This is a genomic window from Yokenella regensburgei ATCC 49455, from assembly GCF_000735455.1.
In the GTDB taxonomy this organism is placed as follows: domain Bacteria; phylum Pseudomonadota; class Gammaproteobacteria; order Enterobacterales; family Enterobacteriaceae; genus Yokenella; species Yokenella regensburgei.
The window spans coordinates 55,352-75,262 of sequence record NZ_JMPS01000044.1; the positions used below are offsets into that span (position 1 = coordinate 55,352).

Annotated in this window: 20 protein-coding genes; 13 read left to right on the top strand and 7 right to left on the bottom strand. The window is 56.7% G+C overall.

What is annotated here, in order from left to right; all coding sequences use genetic code 11:
* The first annotated feature begins 274 nt into the window (after positions 1–274).
* The 5 genes from GYRE_RS13595 (at position 275) to GYRE_RS13615 (ending at position 7,104) form a co-directional block, all read left to right on the top strand.
* Complete coding sequence (locus GYRE_RS13595; RefSeq protein ID WP_006818160.1) at positions 275–1,429, top strand: SIS domain-containing protein; 1,155 nt, start codon at positions 275–277, stop codon at positions 1,427–1,429.
* Between the two features lie 12 nt (positions 1,430–1,441).
* Positions 1,442–2,314: a tagatose-bisphosphate aldolase subunit KbaY gene (gene kbaY, locus GYRE_RS13600; RefSeq protein ID WP_006818159.1), complete on the top strand. Its 873-nt coding sequence runs from the start codon at positions 1,442–1,444 to the stop codon at positions 2,312–2,314.
* A 117-nt stretch (positions 2,315–2,431) separates the two neighbouring features.
* Complete coding sequence (gene malX, locus GYRE_RS13605) at positions 2,432–4,003, top strand: maltose/glucose-specific PTS transporter subunit IIBC (RefSeq protein ID WP_006818158.1); 1,572 nt, start codon at positions 2,432–2,434, stop codon at positions 4,001–4,003.
* A gap of 12 nt (positions 4,004–4,015) precedes the next feature.
* The gene (locus tag GYRE_RS13610; protein WP_038255959.1) at positions 4,016–5,191 is read left to right on the top strand and encodes a MalY/PatB family protein; all 1,176 of its coding nucleotides are present in this window, start codon (positions 4,016–4,018) and stop codon (positions 5,189–5,191) included.
* A 23-nt stretch (positions 5,192–5,214) separates the two neighbouring features.
* On the top strand, positions 5,215–7,104 hold the full coding sequence (locus GYRE_RS13615; protein WP_006818156.1) for an alpha-galactosidase: 1,890 nt from the start codon (positions 5,215–5,217) through the stop codon (positions 7,102–7,104).
* A gap of 82 nt (positions 7,105–7,186) precedes the next feature.
* Here GYRE_RS13615 and rsmI read toward each other — a convergent pair whose 3' ends face one another.
* Entirely contained in the window at positions 7,187–8,047 is an 861-nt protein-coding gene (gene rsmI / locus GYRE_RS13620) for a 16S rRNA (cytidine(1402)-2'-O)-methyltransferase (RefSeq protein WP_006818155.1), read from the bottom strand.
* 64 nt (positions 8,048–8,111) lie between these two features.
* Between rsmI and GYRE_RS13625 the strand changes: the two genes are divergently transcribed.
* From GYRE_RS13625 to dolP, 4 genes are read left to right on the top strand one after another with little or no spacing between them, the layout of a single operon-like run.
* Positions 8,112–10,268 carry a penicillin-binding protein activator gene (locus GYRE_RS13625; RefSeq protein ID WP_038255961.1) on the top strand — a complete coding sequence of 719 codons (2,157 nt, stop codon included), beginning with the start codon at positions 8,112–8,114 and terminating at the stop codon, positions 10,266–10,268.
* Positions 10,226–10,615, top strand: coding sequence for a YraN family protein (locus GYRE_RS13630; protein ID WP_038255964.1), 390 nt, complete (start codon positions 10,226–10,228; stop codon positions 10,613–10,615). Before GYRE_RS13625 ends, GYRE_RS13630 begins: the two co-directional genes overlap by 43 nt.
* 27 nt (positions 10,616–10,642) lie before the next feature.
* The gene (gene diaA, locus GYRE_RS13635) at positions 10,643–11,233 is read left to right on the top strand and encodes a DnaA initiator-associating protein DiaA (protein WP_006818152.1); all 591 of its coding nucleotides are present in this window, start codon (positions 10,643–10,645) and stop codon (positions 11,231–11,233) included.
* A gap of 15 nt (positions 11,234–11,248) precedes the next feature.
* Positions 11,249–11,824, top strand: coding sequence for a division/outer membrane stress-associated lipid-binding lipoprotein (dolP, locus tag GYRE_RS13640; protein ID WP_038256102.1), 576 nt, complete (start codon positions 11,249–11,251; stop codon positions 11,822–11,824).
* 37 nt (positions 11,825–11,861) lie between these two features.
* On the opposite strand, the gene GYRE_RS13645 is transcribed toward dolP, so the two are convergent.
* Genes GYRE_RS13645 through GYRE_RS13655 form a run of 3 tightly spaced genes read right to left on the bottom strand, consistent with a single transcriptional unit; the run spans position 11,862 to position 14,013 of the window.
* A complete protein-coding gene (locus tag GYRE_RS13645; protein WP_038255966.1) occupies positions 11,862–12,899 on the bottom strand; it encodes a permease in 1,038 nt (345 codons plus the stop codon).
* A 36-nt stretch (positions 12,900–12,935) separates the two neighbouring features.
* Entirely contained in the window at positions 12,936–13,580 is a 645-nt protein-coding gene (locus tag GYRE_RS13650; RefSeq protein ID WP_038255968.1) for an NAD(P)H-binding protein, read from the bottom strand.
* Positions 13,581–13,584: 4 nt separating this feature from the next.
* Positions 13,585–14,013, bottom strand: a complete 429-nt coding sequence (locus tag GYRE_RS13655; RefSeq protein ID WP_038255970.1) for a YhbP family protein — start codon at positions 14,011–14,013, stop codon at positions 13,585–13,587.
* Positions 14,014–14,057: 44 nt separating this feature from the next.
* Between GYRE_RS13655 and GYRE_RS13660 the strand changes: the two genes are divergently transcribed.
* Positions 14,058–14,354 (top strand): GIY-YIG nuclease family protein, encoded by a 297-nt coding sequence (locus GYRE_RS13660; protein WP_112471506.1) that lies wholly within the window; start codon positions 14,058–14,060, stop codon positions 14,352–14,354.
* Here the strand turns inward: GYRE_RS13660 and GYRE_RS13665 are convergent.
* Positions 14,341–14,844: a GNAT family N-acetyltransferase gene (locus tag GYRE_RS13665; protein ID WP_006818146.1), complete on the bottom strand. Its 504-nt coding sequence runs from the start codon at positions 14,842–14,844 to the stop codon at positions 14,341–14,343. The two genes, GYRE_RS13660 and GYRE_RS13665, sit on opposite strands and share 14 nt — an antisense overlap.
* Entirely contained in the window at positions 14,838–15,362 is a 525-nt protein-coding gene (ubiT, locus tag GYRE_RS13670; protein WP_038255973.1) for a ubiquinone anaerobic biosynthesis accessory factor UbiT, read from the bottom strand. Before ubiT ends, GYRE_RS13665 begins: the two co-directional genes overlap by 7 nt.
* Before the next feature lie 213 nt (positions 15,363–15,575).
* Between ubiT and ubiU the strand changes: the two genes are divergently transcribed.
* From ubiU to GYRE_RS13685, 3 genes are all read left to right on the top strand, one after another.
* Entirely contained in the window at positions 15,576–16,571 is a 996-nt protein-coding gene (gene ubiU / locus GYRE_RS13675; protein WP_006818144.1) for a ubiquinone anaerobic biosynthesis protein UbiU, read from the top strand.
* An 8-nt stretch (positions 16,572–16,579) separates the two neighbouring features.
* Positions 16,580–17,458, top strand: coding sequence for a U32 family peptidase (locus GYRE_RS13680; protein WP_006818143.1), 879 nt, complete (start codon positions 16,580–16,582; stop codon positions 17,456–17,458).
* Positions 17,459–17,537: 79 nt separating this feature from the next.
* Entirely contained in the window at positions 17,538–18,545 is a 1,008-nt protein-coding gene (locus tag GYRE_RS13685; RefSeq protein WP_038255975.1) for a luciferase-like monooxygenase, read from the top strand.
* Positions 18,546–18,629: 84 nt separating this feature from the next.
* Here the strand turns inward: GYRE_RS13685 and mtr are convergent, their stop codons facing one another.
* Positions 18,630–19,874: a tryptophan permease gene (mtr, locus tag GYRE_RS13690; RefSeq protein ID WP_038255976.1), complete on the bottom strand. Its 1,245-nt coding sequence runs from the start codon at positions 19,872–19,874 to the stop codon at positions 18,630–18,632.
* Between the last annotated feature and the right edge of the window lie 37 nt (positions 19,875–19,911).

Below are 19,911 nucleotides of genomic sequence, written 5' to 3' on the forward strand. Positions count from 1 at the left end.
TGTGTCTCTTGTTCCCTGCGTGGCTCCCCGCGCAGGGCTTTTTATTCCCCTTTCGAAAGCTTTTGTTCTCCCTCCCTCGTTTAAAAGAAAGGTAAAGCAGCCTTATCAGGGATCACACTTTGCGTTTTATTTCACTTTCCTTCGTTGAACTTTCGATTTCTTTTCTGTAGATTTCACTTATCGACTTACGTAATTAAGTGAAACGAAACGAAAGGCAATCCACAACATAACGGAACCTGTCTGACGCTGATTTCACGCGACTAAGGACTGAGTTATGCCTGAAACCTATATCCCCGCCCCTGCCAAAACCGGCACCTGGACCGAAGAAGAGATCCGCCAGCAGCCTGGAACCTGGATCCGCTCGTTAACCCATATCGACAGCATCCGTCAGGCGATCGACAGCTTCCTCGCCCCGCTGCTGCGTAAAAACGATCTGCGCATCGTCCTGACCGGTGCCGGAACTTCCGCATTTATTGGTGACATCATTGCACCGTGGCTGGCGCGCCACACCGGGAAAAACTTCTCTGCGGTACCGACGACCGATCTGGTCACCAACCCAATGGATTACCTGAAGAGCGACAGCCCGCTGCTGCTCATCTCTTTTGGCCGTTCCGGAAACAGCCCGGAGAGCGTTGCGGCAGTCACGCTGGCTAACCAGTTCGTGACCGAGTGCTACCACCTGGCGATCACCTGTAACGAAGCGGGATCCCTCTATCAGGACGCTCACAACAGCGACAATGCCTTCGCGCTGCTGATGCCAGCTGAAACCCACGATCGTGGTTTTGCGATGACCAGCAGCATCACCACCATGATGGCAAGCTGCCTGGCGGTATTCGCACCGGAAGTCATCAACAGCCGTACTTTCCGCGATGTGGCTGACCGCTGCCAGAGCATTCTGCAGTCGCTCGGTGATTTCAGCGACGGCGTGTTTGGCCGCCAGCCGTGGAAGCGCGTGGTCTATCTCGGCAGCGGTGGTCTGCAGGGTGCTGCCCGCGAATCAGCGCTGAAAGTACTGGAGCTTACTGCCGGGAAAGTTGCCGCGTTCTACGACTCCGCAACCGGCTTCCGCCACGGGCCGAAATCGCTGGTCGACAGCGAAACGCTGGTGGTGATGTTCATTTCAAGCCACCCCTACACCCGCCAGTACGATCTCGATCTACTGACCGAACTGCGCCGCGACAAACAGGCGATGCGCGTGGTAGCGATCGCCGCCCAAAGTGATGCGATCGTTGAAGAAGGCCCGCACATTCTGCTGCCAGCCTCCCGCGATTTCATCGACGTCGAGCAGGCCTTCTGCTTCCTGATGTACGCCCAGGTTTTCGCACTGACGGAATCACTGCACTGCGGCAACACCCCGGATACCCCTTCCGCCAGCGGCACCGTAAACCGCGTGGTGAAAGGCGTCGTTATTCATCCATGGCTGGCCTGAGAGGATTAAGAGATGGGTATTATTTCTACGAAGTACCTCCTGCTGGACGCACAGGCGAAAGGCTATGCGGTTCCGGCATTCAACATTCACAACGCCGAAACCATCCAGGCAATTCTGGAAGTGTGCCACGAAATGCGATCGCCGGTGATCCTCGCCGGTACACCGGGCACCTTCAAACACATCGCGTTTGATGAAATTTACGCGTTGTGTGAAGCCTACTCCAACACCTACGACATGCCGCTGGCGCTGCATCTGGATCACCATGAATCACTGGCGGACATCAGTCGCAAAGTTGATGCCGGTGTGCGCAGCGCAATGATCGACGGTAGCCACTTCCCGTTTGCCGACAACGTGAAGCTGGTGAAATCCGTGGTCGATTTCTGCCATCTCCACGACTGCAGCGTTGAGGCCGAACTGGGCCGTCTTGGCGGCGTTGAAGACGACATGGACGTGGACGAAGAGAGCGCGTTCCTGACCGACCCGCAGGAAGCCAGACGCTTCGTTGAGCAGACCGGCGTTGACAGCCTGGCCGTCGCCATCGGTACCGCCCATGGCCTGTACACCAAACGGCCGAAAATCGACTTCCAGCGCCTGGCTGAAATTCGTGAAGTGGTGAACATCCCGCTGGTACTGCACGGCGCAAGCGATGTGCCGGATGAGTTCGTCCGCCGCACCATTGAGCTTGGCGTGTGCAAAGTTAACGTAGCCACCGAGCTCAAAATCGCCTTCGCCGATGCGGTGAAGAAGTGGTTTGCCGACAACCCGGAGGGGAACGATCCACGCTACTACATGCGTGTGGGAATGGACGCCATGAAAGAGGTGGTGAGAAGCAAAATTACCGTTTGCGGATCGCAAAACCGCCTGTTGTTGCCCGCCGAAGTCTGAATACCGTCGCATCAGAACATCATTAAAAAATAACTATAAGCCTCGCAAAAACGAAGGCGCATCCTTAAACCGGGGTGCGCCTTCCATTAAAATTATTGTATCCGAGGAGTCCCCTACATGACGCAGGAAAAGTCGTTTAAATCGAAAGCGTGGGAGTTTTTTCAAAGCCTGGGGAAAACCTTTATGTTTCCCGTCTCCCTGCTGGCCTTTATGGGGTTGTTGTTGGGCGTTGGTAGCTCAGTCACCAGTCCTTCAACCATTAAAAGTTTTCCCTTTCTGGGCGGTGAGCTCACTCAGCTGACCTTTGGTTTTATCGCGATGGTGGGCGGTTTTGCCTTCACCTATCTGCCCATTATGTTCGCCATGGCTATCCCGATGGGACTTGCCACCCGTAACAAAGCCGTCGGTGCCTTCGCCGGTTTCGTTGGCTATATGCTGATGAACCTCAGCATTAACTACTATCTCACCGTCACCCACCAGCTTGCCGATGCGGCGACCATGAAGCAGGTTGGTCAGTCGATTGTGCTGGGTATTCAGACGCTGGAAATGGGGGTACTCGGCGGGATCGTCGTCGGCGTTATCACGTATTTCCTGCACGAGCGCTTCCAGGACACCGTGCTGCACGATGCCTTCGCCTTCTTCGGCGGTATTCGATTTGTCCCTATCATCACCGCACTGACGCTGTCCCTGGTCGGTCTGTTTATTCCACTGCTTTGGGAATACGTGGCGATGGGCATCGCCGGTATCGGCCATATTATTCAGGGTACCAGCGTCTTCGGTCCGTTCCTGTACGGCGTGGGGGTTCTGCTGCTTAAACCCTTCGGCTTACACCACATTCTGCTGGCAATGGTGCGCTTCACCCCGGCAGGCGGGGTTGAAATGGTCGGCGGCCAGGAAGTGGCTGGCGCACTGAACATCTTCTATGCCGAGTTGAAAGCCGGTATGCCGTTCAGCCCGCACGTTACCGCGTTCCTCTCTCAGGGCTTTATGCCGACGTTTATCTTCGGTCTGCCTGCGGTCGCCTACGCCATTTACCGCACCGCTCGCCCGGAAAACCGCCCGGTCATCAAAGGACTGCTGCTCTCCGGCGTACTGGTTTCCGTGGTTACCGGGATCTCCGAGCCTATCGAATTCCTGTTCCTGTTTATCGCCCCTGCCCTGTATGCCTTCCACATTGTGATGTCGGGCCTGGCGCTGATGGTTATGGCGATGCTTGGCGTCACTATCGGTAACACCGACGGCGGGATCCTCGATCTGCTGATCTTCGGCGTGATGCAGGGGCTTTCCACCAAGTGGTATCTGGTTATTCCGGTCGGCGCGGTCTGGTTCGCTATCTACTTCTTCGTCTTCCGTTGGTACATCCTCAAGCACGATATCAAAACGCCGGGTCGTGAAGAGGACACCGAAGGTGCCGCTCAGGCGGTGGCCAGCAATACCAAAGCGCGTGGCAAATCGAAATACGATCACGGACTTATCCTGAGCGCGCTCGGTGGCAAAGAGAACATTGATTCACTCGATAACTGTATTACCCGCCTGCGCCTGGTGGTGAAGGACATGAGTAAAGTCGACCAGCAGTCACTGAAAGACGCGGGAGCGCTGTCGGTAGTGGTGCTGGATGCGCACAGCGTTCAGGTCATTATCGGCCCGCAGGTACAGGGTGTGAAAACAGGTATCGAAGCATTAATTTAACCGGGGGTTGTTGTGTTTGATTTTGACAAAATTATCGAGCGTAAAAGTGATAAATGCCGCAAGTGGGATCATGCTTTCGTCTGCTCCCGCTTTGGCAACGTCCCGGAGGATTTCATCCCGCTGTGGATTGCCGATATGGATTTCACTTCACCACCGGCGGTTATCGACGGCTTTCAGCGCATCGTGTCGCACGGCACCTTTGGCTACACGTGGTGCTTTGATGAGTTTTACGAGGCGGTTATCGGCTTTCAGCGCGAGCGCCACCACGTCAGCGTTGAGAGATCGTGGATAACCCTGACCTACGGCACCGTCTCCACCCTGCACTATACGGTGCAGGCTTTCTGCAAGCCGGGCGACAGCGTGATGATGAACACGCCGGTTTACGATCCTTTTGCGATGGCAACGGAGCGCCAGGGCGTACAGGTGCTGGCAAACCCGCTTCGCGTGGAGGACAACCGCTACCATCTCGATTTCGAACTGATGGAGGCGCAGTTCAAAGCCCACCAGCCGAAGCTCTATTTCTTCTGCTCACCGCATAATCCATCCGGACGTATCTGGAGCGTAGCCGAGATCCGCCAGGTCTCTGACCTGTGTCAGCGTTATGGCGTGATTCTGGTGATTGATGAAGTGCACGCCGAGCATATTCTCGACGGCCAGTTCGTAAGCTGCCTGAGCACAGGCGCTGCCGCGCTGGATAACCTTATCGTCCTCACCTCGCCGAACAAAGCCTTCAACCTCGGCGGGTTGAAGACGTCGTATTCGATGATCCCGGACGACAAACTGCGCCAGCGTTTTCGCCAGCAGCTGGAGAAGAACTCCATAACCTCACCGAACATTTTCGGCGTCTGGGGGATCATTCTGGCTTATCAACACGGACTGCCGTGGCTCGACGAGCTGAACGTCTACCTGCGCAATAACGCCCTGTATCTGGCCGACGCCATCAAAACGCACTTCCCGCACTGGAAGATGATGACGCCGGAGTCGTCGTATCTGGCGTGGGTGGATATCAGCCAGGACGAACGCAGCGCTTCTGAACTGACACAGCACTTCGCCCAAAAGGCGGGGGTGGTGATTGAAGACGGCAGCCACTACGTACAGAACGGCGAAAACTATCTGCGTTTTAACTTCGGCACCCAGCGTCACTGGCTGGAGCAGTCGATCGAGCGAATGTTAACTCACTATAAATAAACGAAAACAAGGACCTCTGCCCCATGAAAAAAGTGCTCAATGTTTCGTTACTCGCCCTGCTGGTATCAAACAGCGCCTTTGCGGCGAACTATGCGCTGAATAACGAAAATATGGCCATTACCTTCGACGACGCTAATTCGGCAACGGTAATTAAAGATACCCGCGCCAACCACCAGCTGTCGCCGCAGGAGCTGTTTTTCCTGACGCTACCGGATGAGAAAGTTATTCACGCCGCCGACTTTAAAATTAAGCACGTCGACAAGCAGGATAACGCCATCCGCATCGATTACAGCCACCCGGATTTCAACGTTACCGTGACGCTGAATCTGCTGAAAGGTAAATACGCCAGCATCGACTACACCATTGCCGCCATAGGCAAAGCCCGTGACGTAGCGAAAATCACCTTCTTCCCTACGAAGAAGCAGGCGCAGGCACCGTACGTGGATGGCGCGATCAACAGCTCGCCGATCGTTGCCGACTCGTTCTTTATTTTGCCGAACAAGCCAATTATTAATACCTACGCCTATGAGGCGACCACAAATCTTAACGTCGAGCTGAAAACACCCGTTCAGCCGGAAACACCGGTGAGCTATACCGTGTTTTTCGGCACCTTCCCGGAAACCAACCAGCTGCGCCGTAGCGTGAATCAGTTCGTTGATGCCGTGCGCCCGCGTCCGTATAAACCGTATCTGCACTACAACAGCTGGATGGATATCGGCTTCTTCACGACCTACACCGAGAAAGACGTTATTGGACGTATGGACGAGTGGAATAAAGAGTTCATCACCGGCCGGGGCGTGAAGCTCGACGCCTTCCTGCTCGACGATGGCTGGGACGACCGTACCGGCAGATGGCTATTTGGCCCGGCGTTCAGCAACGGCTTTGGCGTGGTGAAGGACAAAGCCGAGAGCCTGCACAGCTCGGTAGGTCTGTGGCTGTCGCCGTGGGGTGGTTACAACAAACCGCGTGATATCCGCGTGTCGCACGCCAAAGAGTATGGTTTCGAGACCGTCGACGGCAAACTGGCGCTTTCCGGGGCGAATTACTTCAAGAACTTCAACGAGCAGATAACCCGTCTTATCAAAGACGAGCACATCACCTCGTTCAAGCTCGACGGCATGGGCAATGCCAACTCACACATTAAGGGCAGCCCGTTCGCTTCGGACTTTGATGCCTCTATTGTGCTGCTCGACAACATGCGTAAAGCCAACAAAGACCTGTTCATCAACCTGACCACCGGTACCGATGCCAGCCCGTCGTGGCTGTTCTATGCCGATTCCATCTGGCGACAGGGTGATGACATCAACCTGTATGGCGTAGGCTCTCCGGTGCAGCAGTGGATGACCTATCGCGATGCGGAAACCTACCGTTCTATCGTGCGTAAAGGGCCGCTATTCCCACTGAACTCATTGATGTATCACGGTATTGTTAGTGCAGAACATGCCTACTACGGGCTGGAGAAGGTACAAACCGACAGCGATTTTGCCGATCAGGTCTGGAGCTACTTCGCCACCGGCACCCAGCTGCAGGAGCTGTATATCACGCCGTCAATGCTGAACAAGGCGAAGTGGGACACCCTGGCGCAGGCGGCGAAATGGTCGCGCGACAACGCCAGCGTGCTGGTTGATACCCACTGGATTGGCGGGGATCCGACCGCGCTTGAAGCCTACGGCTGGGCGTCATGGAGCAAAGACAAAGCGATCCTTGGTCTGCGTAATCCATCGGACAAACCGCAAACCTACTATCTGAATCTGGTGAAGGATTTTGAGCTGCCGCAGGGCGCGACCTCGCAGTTCACCCTGAAACCGGTCTATGGCAACAACAGTACTATTCCGGCGAACTACAAAGAAGCGGTAGTGATTACGCTTAAACCACTGGAAACGGTGGTACTGGAAGCCACCCCGCTGAAATAACCCACCATGCGTACTGCCCGTCCCCCGGGCAGTACGCTCGTAATGGCTTTTCTTCCGCCAGGCGGTCGCTATTGGTAATGCATTACCCCTGCTGCTCCAGCGCATATTTGTAGAGCGCGTTTTTCTTCACCCCGTGAATTTCGGCTGCCAGTGCCGCGGCTTTCTTCAGAGGCAACTCGGCCTGCAGCAGCGCCAGGGTACGCAGCGCGTCGGCGGGTAGCGCGTCTTCTTCGGCCTTATGACCTTCGACAATCAGCACCATCTCGCCTTTGCGACGGTTCTCATCTTCTTTCACCCACGCCAGCAGCTCGCCGATAGGCGCGCCGTGAATGGACTCCCAGGTTTTGGTGATCTCACGCGCCAGTACCACGTAGCGAGACTCGCCCAGCACCGTGCAGATGTCTTCCAGGCTCTCAAGCAGTCGATGGGTTGATTCATAGAAGATAAGGGTACGCGGCTCTTCTTCCAGCGCCTTCAGGGTATCGCGGCGCCCTTTTGATTTGGCGGGCAGGAAGCCTTCATAGCAGAAACGATCCGAAGGTAACCCGGCTGCGCTCAGCGCAGCGATTGCCGCACACGGCCCCGGCAGCGGCACCACGCGGATACCGGCTTCACGACAGGTGCGTACCAGATGGTAGCCAGGATCGTTAATCAGCGGAGTCCCGGCGTCGGAGACCAGCGCGATGTTCTGCCCCTCTTTCAGCTTCGCTAAAAGTGTTTCAGCTTTTTGCTGTTCGTTGTGGTCATGCAGGGCAAATAAACGGGCGCTGATCGCGAAATGCTGCAGCAGCAAACCGGTGTGTCGGGTGTCTTCTGCGGCAATTAAATCAACAGACTGCAACACAGTCAGCGCGCGCTGGGTGATATCAGCCAGGTTCCCAATCGGAGTGGGAACAATGTAGAGCTGACCTTGAGAATTATCCGCGGATTCGTGTTGTTTCATTGTGTCGTCCGTATAGCCGATTTAATATTGAGCATTGCGTATAAAAATAATCACTGGATACAGTATGGTACCGTCTACTCTTTTACGTTCGAAAGCCGCACGCTGTCTGCCTCTCGTTGTGGCAGCGTTATTTTTCGCCGGCTGTGGCACCAAAGCGCCAGACCAGAGCGCCGCCCATATTCAGGGCACCGCGCAGGCGGATTCAGGCTACTATCTCCAGCAAATGCAGCAAAGCGCTGATGATAGCAAGACCAACTGGCAATTACTCGCCATTCGTGCACTGCTGAAGGAAGGGAAGAGCCAGCAGGCAGGCGAGCTGTTCGCCCAGTTGCCACAAAACCTCAGCGCTGAACAGCGCCTTGAGCAGTCTCTGCTTGCCGCCGAACTGAAGCTGGCGCAGAAAGATTTCGCCGGTGCCCTGGCGCTGCTGACAAAAATCACGCCAGCAGATCTTGAAGCGCCGCAGCAGGCCCGCTACTGGCAGGACCGCATTACCGCCGAACAGGGTAAACCGTCCCTGTCGCTGCTGCGTGCCCTGATTGCCCAGGAGCCGCTGCTGAGCGCGGTGAAAGACAAACAGAGTAACATCGACGCCACCTGGCAGGCGCTTTCAGCAATGACCCAGGAGCAGGCCAAAACGTTGGTTATCAACGCGGACGAAAACGTCCTGCAGGGCTGGCTGGATCTGCAGCGCGTCTGGTTTGAGAACCGTAGCGACGCCAACATGATGAAAGCCGGGATCAAAGACTGGCAGACCCGCTACCCGCAGAACCCGGGCGCCAAAATGCTGCCGAGCCAGCTGGCGAATGTTCAGAACTTCAAAGCCGCCTCTGCTAACAAAATTGCCCTGTTCCTGCCGTTAAACGGCCAGGCGGCGGTATTTGGTCGCGTGATCCAGCAGGGTTTTGAAGCCGCAAAAAATGGCAACATCGGTACGGTTTCCGGTAGCGCAGTCCCTTCGCAGGTCGCACAGGTCGCGAACGTTAATCAGGCCGTGGTGAGCCCGTCACAGGCTGAAGTCAGCGATCTTACCGGCAGCAGCCCGGCAGCGGCACAGGCGCCGGCACAAACTCAGGCCCCGGTACAAACGCCGGCTGCCGAGCAGGTTCAGGCTCCAGCGCCGACCGCCGCCCCGGTGCAAACGCCGGTGCCAACGTCTGCGCCAGCGCAGGCACCAACCACTACGGATAGCGCCCAGGCCGTTGCGCCAGCACAGCCCCAGGCGGTTGTCGCCTCACCGTCCAACCCGTCAGCAGAACTGAAGATTTACGACACTACGGCTCAGCCGATGGATCAGCTCCTGACCCAGGCACAGCAGGATGGCGCCACGCTGGTCGTTGGCCCACTGCTGAAAAACAACGTCGACGAACTGCTGCGTAGCAACACGCCGCTGAACGTGCTGGCGCTGAACCAACCGGAGGCCGTGCAGAACCGCGCTAACATTTGCTACTTTGCGCTCTCTCCGGAAGATGAAGCCCGCGATGCCGCGCGCCACATCCGCGAGCAGGGTAAACAATCTCCGCTGCTGCTTATCCCGCGTAGCGCACTCGGCGATCGCGTAGCGAAAGCCTTTTCCGATGAGTGGCAGAAACAGAGCGGCGGCATTGTGCTGCAGCAGCGCTTTGGCTCCATCTCTGAGCTGAAAATGGGTGTAAACGGCGGTGCGGGTATCGCCCTGAGCGGCAGCCCTGTCGCCTCCAGCGTGCCACAGCAGCCCGGCGTGACCATCGGCGGCCTGACCATTCCGGCCCCGCCAACGGATGCGCAAATCACCAGCGGTGGTAAAGTTGATGCAGTCTACATCGTCGCCACACCGGAAGAAGTGGCCTACATCAAACCGATGATCGCCATGCGTAACGGCAGCCAGGCCGGTGCTACGCTGTATGCCAGCTCCCGCAGCGCACAGGGCACCGCCGGTCCGGACTTCCGTCTGGAGATGGACGGTCTGCAGTACAGCGAAATTCCGATGCTGGCAGGCAGTAACCCGGCGTTAATGCAGCAGGCGCTCGCCGCCGTTCGCAACGACTACTCCCTGGCTCGTCTGTATGCCATGGGCGTGGATGCCTGGACGCTTGCCAACCACTTCTCGCAAATGCGCCAGATGCCTGGTTTTGAATTGAACGGTAACACCGGCGATCTGAGCGCCACCCCGGACTGCGTGATCAACAGGAAGTTGTCATGGCTCAAATACCAGCAGGGACAAATCGTTCCGGCCAACTGACCGGGAAACAAACCGGCGACGCGTGGGAACAGCAGGCGCGTCGCTGGCTGGAAAACAAAGGTCTGCGGTTTATTGCCGCTAACGTGCGCGGCAGGCGCGGTGAAATTGACCTCGTCATGCGTGATGGCCGCGTAACCGTGTTTATTGAGGTTCGCTACCGGCAGTCAGCCAGCTACGGCGGCGCTGCCGCCAGCGTGACCCGCAGCAAGCAGAAAAAGCTGCTTCACACTGCCCGTCTGTGGCTTGCAGGTCACAATGGGAGCTTTGACACTGTGGATTGCCGTTTCGATGTGGTAGCCTTCACCGGCAATCAGATCGAGTGGTTACAGAACGCCTTCGGCGAATAGCGTCATTTTGAAAAGTTAAGGGATATCGTGCTCGAAAGAATTAAAGCCTGCTTTACGGAAAGCATTCAAACCCAAATCGCGGCAGCAGAAGCGCTTCCGGATGCCATCTCCCGTGCAGCAATGACGCTGGTGCAGTCCCTGCTTAACGGCAACAAAATCCTCTGTTGTGGTAATGGCACCTCCGCCGCCAACGCACAGCATTTTGCTGCCAGCATGATCAATCGCTTTGAAACAGAGCGTCCTAGTTTACCCGCCATTGCACTTAATACCGATAATGTGGTCTTAACGGCGATTGCTAACGATCGCCTGCATGAAGAAATCTATGCAAAACAGGTGCGTGCGCTAGGTCATGCCGGAGATGTGCTGCTGGCGATTTCAACGCGCGGCAACAGCCGTGACATTGTGAAAGCCGTTGAAGCCGCCGTCACCCGCGATATGACTATCGTTGCCCTCACCGGCTATGATGGTGGTGAGCTGGCCGGTTTACTCGGTCAGCAGGATGTGGAGATCCGCATTCCTTCTCATCGCAGCGCGCGCATCCAGGAGATGCACATGCTGACCGTCAACTGCCTGTGCGATCTGATTGATAATACGCTCTTCCCACACCAGGACGATTAAGGAGTACATATGAAGGTGAAGGCATTTTCGCCCCTCGCAGTCCTTATTTCCGCGCTGCTGCTTCAGGGATGCGTTGCCGCGGCGGTAGTTGGTACTGCCGCTGTCGGAACGAAAGCCGCAACCGATCCGCGTAGCGTAGGCACGCAGGTTGATGACAGCACGCTGGAACTGCGCGTGAATAGCGCCCTGTCAAAAGACGAACAAATTAAGAAAGAAGCCCGTATTAACGTGACCGCTTACCAGGGCAAAGTGCTGCTGGTGGGCCAGGCGCCGAACAGCGAACTCTCCTCCCGGGCGAAGCAAATCGCCGTCGGCGTGGACGGTGCCACCGAAGTGTTTAATGAAATTCGTATTGGGCAACCCATCAGTCTTGGCACGGCATCCTCCGATACCTGGATAACCACCAAAGTCCGCTCGCAGCTGCTGAGCAGCGACCAGGTAAAATCCTCCAACGTGAAGGTGACAACCGAGAACAGCGAAGTCTTCCTGATGGGGCTGGTCACCGATCGTGAAGGTAAAGCTGCCGCCGATATGGCGAGCCGGGTGAGCGGCGTGAAGCACGTCACCACCGCGTTTACCTACCTCAAGTAGCTCGTATTATGGCCCGCCCAGCGGGCCATTTTTTTGCTTACAGCAGCGCCAGCGCCCCTACCACGCTACCACTCAGCACCACCAGCCCCCCGGTCAGCCACAGCGCTTTTGCCGGAAACGCTTTTCTCAGCATGATGAGCGAAGGGACGCTCACCGCCGGAAGCGTAATCAGCAACGCCAGCGCGGGCGCCGTGCCCATTCCGGCCAGCATCATGGTCTGCACGATGGGAATTTCTGCCGCGGTCGGGATAACGAACAGACACCCGGCAAGCGCCATCGCAATAACCCAGAACAGCGTGTTACCCACCAGGCCATCGACATGAGGGAACAACCAGACCCGCGCGGCCCCCAGCACCAGTACCGCCAGAATATAGACCGGGATAGTGCTCCAGAAAAGCGACCATAGCGCCCTCAGCCAGCGGCTGAAAAAGCCGTCCTGCGGCTCCGGCTTTATCGCTTCGGGCTCCGCGGCTGGAAGCGGTGTCTCCTTCACCCACTTCTGCACCAGCGTGGCGACCACCAGCACGGTTGCCAGACCCGCCACCAGCCGAATCAGGGTAAACTGCCAGCCCAGCACAAACCCCATGAACACCAGCGTAGCGGGGTTCAGCAACGGGTTACCCAACCAGAAGGCCAGCGCTCCGCCCATCGACACCTGCTGACGCCGCATTCCCGCGGCGACAGGCGCTGCACAGCAGGTGCACATCATCCCGGGCAGAGAGAATAGCGTTCCCAGCAGCGTTCCGCGAAAGCGTGTTTGTCCCAGCGTTCGCTGTAGCCAGTCACGCGGAATAAGCACCTGTACCAGAGAACCGAGAATGACCCCAAGCACCGCCGCCTTCCACACCGCGAGGAAATAGACCAGCGTGTAATCCCATGCGGCGCGCAGCGGGTTGCCGTCAGCCCCGGCAAGGATCGATTTACCAATACTGTGAGTTTCTGCGGCGGTGAAGGCTTTGCCGTAATAGGGCTGCCACTTCACATACCAAAGGCCGACGGCCAGAACGAGAAAAAAGAGTGCGGGCTTCCACCACTGTCGTGGTGTTGCCGCCTGAGATGAAGACTGACCAGCCATAGCATTCCCCGGGGAGAGTCGATAAGTCGGGGAATACTACGCCTCGTTTTGTGCAATATCACGCAGTTTTGCTGACGAGATAATATTGACGCCATCCCGCGACGGGGAACGAGCCTCATGCAGCATTGCCCGCGCCACGTCTCTGGCTTTAATCGATTTCCAGTTACCCGGCAGGAAGGAAAATAGCGGCGCCAGCAGGGATTCATTAAAACGCTGCTGCTTGCGATCGCCCAACAGCATCGACGGGCGGACAATGGTCAGACGCTCCCAGGATTGTGCCATCAGCGCCTCTTCCATCTTCCCTTTTACCCGGTTGTAGAAGAACGGAGAGTGGGCGTTTGCTCCCATGGAGCTGACCACCAGCATATGCTTCGCGCCCAGGCGCAGCCCGGTCAGCGCGGTGTCGACCACCAGCGTGTAATCGGCATGAATAAAGGCTTTTTTGCTCCCGGCATCCCGCCGCGTGGTGCCGAGGCAGCAAAACACCACGTCCACGGCAGACTGAACTTCAGCCAGTGCATCGGTTAGCTGCGTATCGTAGGGGTTAAAGACGCCAGGGAGCGGCTCCAGCGGACGACGGGTAGGGGCAGCGATGGCGGTGATCCGCGGCTCCCGCATCAGCATACGCAGTAAGCACCCACCAACTAATCCGGTGGCACCGGTAATAAGCACCTGACTCATAGATTCACTCCTGTCGCTGCCAGTGAATTTTCTTACCAAACCCCAGTGTGTTATCCGTAAATTTTAGTTCATCGATGCGAATTTCCCACACTGGCGCTGACATTACGCGTGCCACCGGGAAGCGGCGATTGTAGCGTGCCCGGGCAGCGAGGCTCTCCTCCCCATCCAGGCGACGAATTTCGCCTCTGAACTGTACGCCACGGATCAGGGCGACCGTCTTCGGCTGACCGTTGACCGTACCCGCAACCCGGGCGTGCTGGCCCGACATCTGCGCGTGACGGGTAGAGTCATCGCTCAGCAGGTAGAAAGCCATGCGCTCAGGGTCAAAAAGGTAAAACGCGTTGGCGCACCACAGGTCACCATCCCGGGCAACGCACCAGGTCACCACATGTTGCTTTGCCAGCCAGCGTTGGATAGCGTCAGGCGTTTCCATCTTGAATGCTCCTTATGATAGGCTGCGTTCACCTTAACATATTGATGATTCGGAACGTGCGCTGGTTTCTTTATCTTATTCGTTGTGCAGACAATCGCCTTTATACCGGTATTACGACGGACGTGGAGCGGCGTTTTGCAGAGCATCAGGCGGGAAAGGGAGCGAAAGCGCTACGGGGAAAAGGTGAACTCCAGCTGGCTTTTCACCGCGAGGTGGGTGAACGCTCACTTGCGCTACGGCTGGAGTACCAGATTAAACAGCTGACGAAGCACCAGAAGGAGCGCCTCGTCGCCGGAGATGGATCGTTTGAAACGCTGCTGGCGCGTCTTAGAAACGATTAAAGTGGTCGCAGTACTCGACCTGGCCATGGACCCCGTTCAGCGCATCATCTGCCAGACGGTGCACCATGAAAGCCTCTTCCGTGCCCGGCCAGCGGCAGCGTAGATCGTACTTCGCCGCTGTCTCAAAACCGAGCTTCTGATAGAGCTCTGGCTCGCCAAGGGTCACCACAGCGGCATAGCCAAATTCATTGAGTGAATCCAGCCCTTCATAGACCAGCTGACGGCCAATCCCCTGACCCCGGTAGCTTTCATCCACCGCCAGCGGCGCGAGCCCAACCCACTGCAGCTCTTCGCCTTCTACCGACACCGGGCTGAACGCAACATAGCCAACCACCTGGCCTTCATCGTCGGTCGCCACCAGTCCAAGGGTAATTAGCCCATCTTCCCGCAGGTCGTGGACCAGCTTCGCTTCCCCATCGCTTTCAAATGAGCGGCGCAGCAGCGCGTCAATACCCGGGGCATCGATCCCTATTTCAACTCGAATCAGCATGGCTCACCTACCGATGTGTGTTTGGTTGTCGGCTCGCTGGAAAGCCCAGCTTCAACAAAGTCTGCCAGTTGCATCAGCATCACGCGAAGCGCTTTCGGCATCTGCTCAAGCTCAATGGCGTCCATCAGGTTTTTGACGTAAAGCCCAAGCTCCGTATCACCTTCAATCACCAGGCGACGCTGGAAGAAGAGCGTGTCCGGATCCTGCTTACGTGCCGCGATCATCAGCAGATCGCTGGCATCGGCGCTAAAGCTCACGTCAGCCTCGGCAGATTGACTCACCACCAGGCGATCGTTATCAACGCTGGTAAACCACTTGAGGTTGATATCGCGCACTTCAATGCTCAGCCAGCGCCCTTCAAGGAAGTCCAGTTCACCGTCCGCCAGCGCCTGGCGAAATTGCCACGTGAGCACCTGTTCCAGTACCTGACGCTTTAAGGCGAATGGCGTCAGCTTCACGGGCACGCTCAGAAGAGACGGCCCCATATGCACCAGACGTGAACGCAGTTTATCTAACACAACTTTACTCCCTGAATTCTGTAATCCGGATATTCTGCCACATCCGATAAATGACATAGCGGCGTAAATCAACAAATTCACCACAGCCTAACAATAGTGCCATCAATACGCTTTTAACTGCCCCAAATCAAAAATTATCACCGATGGGTTAACTAAAATCCCAGTTCGTTAACAATTCTGGCGACCGCATGGTCGCGATGCTCAGGAAATATTATGGAGCTGCTCTGCCCTGCCGGAAACCTCCCGGCGCTTAAGGCGGCCATTGAGAACGGCGCAGATGCCGTCTACATCGGGCTGAAGGATGACACCAACGCCCGTCACTTTGCCGGCCTTAACTTCACCGAAAAGAAACTGCAGGAAGCCGTCAGCTTTGTGCATCAACATCGCCGTAAGCTACACATTGCCATTAATACCTTCGCGCATCCGGACGGTTACGCCCGCTGGCAGCGTGCGGTAGATATGGCCGCGCAGCTGGGTGCCGATGCCCTTATCCTTGCCGATATCGCCATGCTTGAGTATGCCGCAGAACGCTATCCGCATATTGAGCGTCATGTCTCCGTTCAGGCATCTGCCACCAACGAAGAGGCGGTGCGTTTCTATCATCGCAACTTTGACGTGGCGCGCGTCGTGCTCCCCCGCGTACTGTCCATCCATCAGGTTAAGCAACTGGCACGCGTTACGCCAGTGCCGCTGGAGGTCTTTGCTTTCGGCAGCCTGTGTATTATGGCGGAAGGTCGCTGCTACCTTTCCTCTTATCTGACGGGCGAATCCCCCAACACCGTGGGTGCCTGTTCACCTGCCCGCTATGTGCGCTGGCAGCAAACGCCACAGGGGCTTGAATCACGCCTCAATGAGGTGTTGATCGACCGCTATCAGGATGGTGAAAACGCCGGTTATCCGACGCTGTGCAAAGGACGCTATCTGGTCGACGGTGAGCGCTATCATGCGCTGGAAGAGCCCACCAGCCTGAACACGCTTGAGCTACTGCCTGAGCTGCTGGCAGCCAACATCGCCTCGGTGAAAATTGAGGGGCGTCAGCGCAGCCCGGCCTACGTGAGCCAGGTCGCGAAAGTGTGGCGTCAGGCTATCGATCGCTGCAAAGCAAATCCACAAAACTTCGTTCCCGAGTCGGCCTGGATGGAGACGCTCGGTTCAATGTCGGAAGGCAGCCAGACAACGCTCGGCGCCTATCACCGCAAGTGGCAGTAGGAAACGTGATGAAATATTCCTTAGGACCGGTGCTCTATTACTGGTCAAAAGAGACGCTGGAAGATTTCTACCAGCAGGCGGCGAACAGCAGCGCCGACGTCATTTATCTGGGCGAAGCGGTATGCAGCAAGCGCCGTGCGACCAAAACCGGCGACTGGCTGGATATGGCTAAAAGCCTTGCGACCAGCGGCAAACAGGTGGTGCTTTCCACCCTCGCGCTGGTACAGGCATCGTCGGAGCTCGGCGAGCTGAAACGCTATGTCGATAATGGCGATTTTCTGCTTGAAGCCAGCGACCTCGGCGTGGTGAACCTCTGCGCCGAGCGCAAGCTGCCGTTCGTGGCGGGCCATGCGTTGAACTGCTATAACGCGGTCACCCTGCGCCTGCTGCTAAAACAGGGTATGGTGCGCTGGTGCATGCCGGTTGAGCTCTCCCGCGACTGGCTGGCAAACCTGCTTACTCAGTGCGATGAACTCGGCATCCGTAACCAGTTCGAAGTGGAAGTACTGAGCTATGGTCATCTGCCGCTGGCTTACTCCGCCCGTTGCTTTACCGCACGTTCAGAAGACAAGCCAAAGGATGAGTGCGAAACCTGCTGTATTAAGTACCCGAACGGTCGCAGCATGCTGTCGCAGGAAAACCAGCAGGTGTTTGTGCTCAATGGCATTCAGACCATGAGCGGTTATGTCTATAACCTGGGCAACGAGCTGGCTTCGATGCACGGCCTGGTTGATATGGTACGTCTGTCGCCGCTTGGCACTGATACCTTTGCGATGCTTGACGCCTTCCGCGCCAATGAAAATGGCACAGCACCGTTGTCGCTCGCACCGCACAGCGACTGCAACGGTTACTGGAAACGCCTTGCCGGCCTGGAGTTGCAGGCCTGATAAAAGCTCACTTTGTTAACAGCTTTCGCTAATCTTTAATGCAGTATTGCAGGATTATCCGGTAACAAAGTGAGCCGTTATGACTGATAAAACCGTTACGTTTTCGGTGCTGGATCTGGCGCCGATCCCCGAAGGATCCTCCGCAAAGGAGGCCTTCTCTCACTCTCTCGATTTAGCGCGCCTGGCCGAAAAGCGTGGTTATCACCGCTACTGGCTGGCAGAACACCATAATATGGTGGGGATCGCCAGCGCCGCGACCTCCGTACTGATTGGCTACCTGGCAGCGAATACCACCACGCTGCATTTGGGTTCCGGTGGCGTCATGCTGCCCAACCACTCGCCTCTGGTGATTGCCGAGCAGTTTGGCACTCTGAACACCCTGTATCCCGGCCGTATCGATTTAGGTCTTGGTCGTGCGCCAGGCAGCGATCAGCGCACCATGATGGCACTGCGCCGCCACATGAGCGGCGACATCGACAACTTCCCGCGCGATGTCGCCGAGCTGGTCGACTGGTTCGACGCGGTAGATCCGAACCCCCACGTTCGTCCGGTCCCTGGTTATGGGGAAAAAATCCCGGTGTGGCTGCTGGGCTCCAGCCTCTACAGCGCGCAGCTGGCAGCTCAGCTTGGCCTACCCTTCGCCTTCGCCTCACACTTCGCGCCGGATATGCTGCACCAGGCGCTGCATCTCTACCGTACCCACTTCAAACCTTCCGCACGGATGGAAAAACCGTATGCCATGGTGTGCATCAATATCATCGCCGCCGACAGCAACCGCGACGCGGAATTCCTGTTCACCTCGATGCAGCAGGCGTTCGTGAAGCTACGTCGTGGTGAAACCGGGCAGCTGCCGCCGCCGGTGGAGAATATGCACCAGCTGTGGTCTGCATCAGAGCAATACGGCGTGCAGCAGGCGCTCAGCATGTCGCTGGTTGGCGATAAAGCAAAGATACGCCATGGGCTGGAGTCAGTGCTGCGCGAAACCCAGGCCGATGAGATTATGGTTAACGGGCAGATATTCGATCATCAGGCCCGTTTGCATTCGTTTGATTTGGCGATGCAGGTGCGTGAGGAGATGGCGGGTTAGTGTTGTTTGCCCGGTGGCGCTACGCTTACCGGGCCTACAAGATAGCCAGGCCGGATAAGGCGCAGCCGCATCCGGCATAATCTTCTACTGGTAAACAGGCAGCAGATTAAAGCTCGACAGGAAATGCACCACCACGTTACCGATACCAAACACGAGGATCAGCGCAATCATCGGCTTACCACCCCACACGCGGAACTGCGGGCTGCCAAAGCGTTTACGTGATGCGCGAGCCAGCAGCGCCGGAACAATGGCAGCCCAGATGGTTGCCGCCAGTCCTGCATAGCCAATGGCATACAGGAAGCCGTTCGGCCACAGCAGACCACCGACGATCGGCGGCAGGAAGGTCAGCAGCGCGGTTTTGAAACGCCCCAGCGGAGAATCGTCAAACTTGAACAGGTCTGCCAGGTAATCAAACAGCCCCAGCGTTACGCCAAGGAACGAACTTGCTACGGCGAAGTTTGAGAACACGACCAACAGCAGATCCAGGCTACGGCTGTTCAGTACGCCGCTCAGCGCCTGTACCAGCACATCGATGTTACCGCCCTTCTGCGCAATACCGATAAACTCCGGACGCGGAATGTTACCCATTGTCCCCAGCAACCACACCACGTACAGCGCCAGTGCCAGCAACGTGCCATACACCAGGCATTTCACGATGGTACGAGGATCTTTGCCATAGTATTTCATCAGGCTTGGAACGTTGCCGTGATAGCCAAATGAGGCCAGACAGAATGGCAGCGTCATCAGCAGGTAAGGCATGTACGAAGTATTTGCTTCTGCGACGTTCAGCAGCGTAGCGGGCTGCACGTGCCCAAGCAGGCTACCGAAGGTCAGGAAGAAGGTAATCACTTTTGCACCCAGTACGATAGCCGTCATTCGGCTCACCGCTTTGGTGCTTAACCAGACGATAAAGGCCACCAGCAGCGCAAAGCCAAAACCGGCTGCCCGTGCCGGAACGTTCAGCGACATCTCGCTAAAGGTGTGATGCAGAATCGAACCACTCGCAGAGATATACGCGTAGGTCAGGATGTAGAGTACAAAGGCAATGGAAATGCCGTTCACTACGTTCCAGACGTTGCCCAGCAGATCTTTGGTGATGGTGTCAAAGCTTGAACCAATGCGGTAGTTGAGGTTCGCTTCAAGGATCATCAGCCCCGAATGCAGCATACAGAACCAGGTAAAAACCAGCGCCGCCAGCGACCAGAAGAACCAGCTGCCCGCCATCACCACAGGCAGAGAGAACATGCCTGCACCGATAATGGTGCCGCCGATAATTACCACACCGCCAATGAGTGACGGTCGGGTTGCTGTGGTCGTGAGTGTTGCCATGCGGGCCAGTCTCCAGGAAATTCATTCATCCGATAAC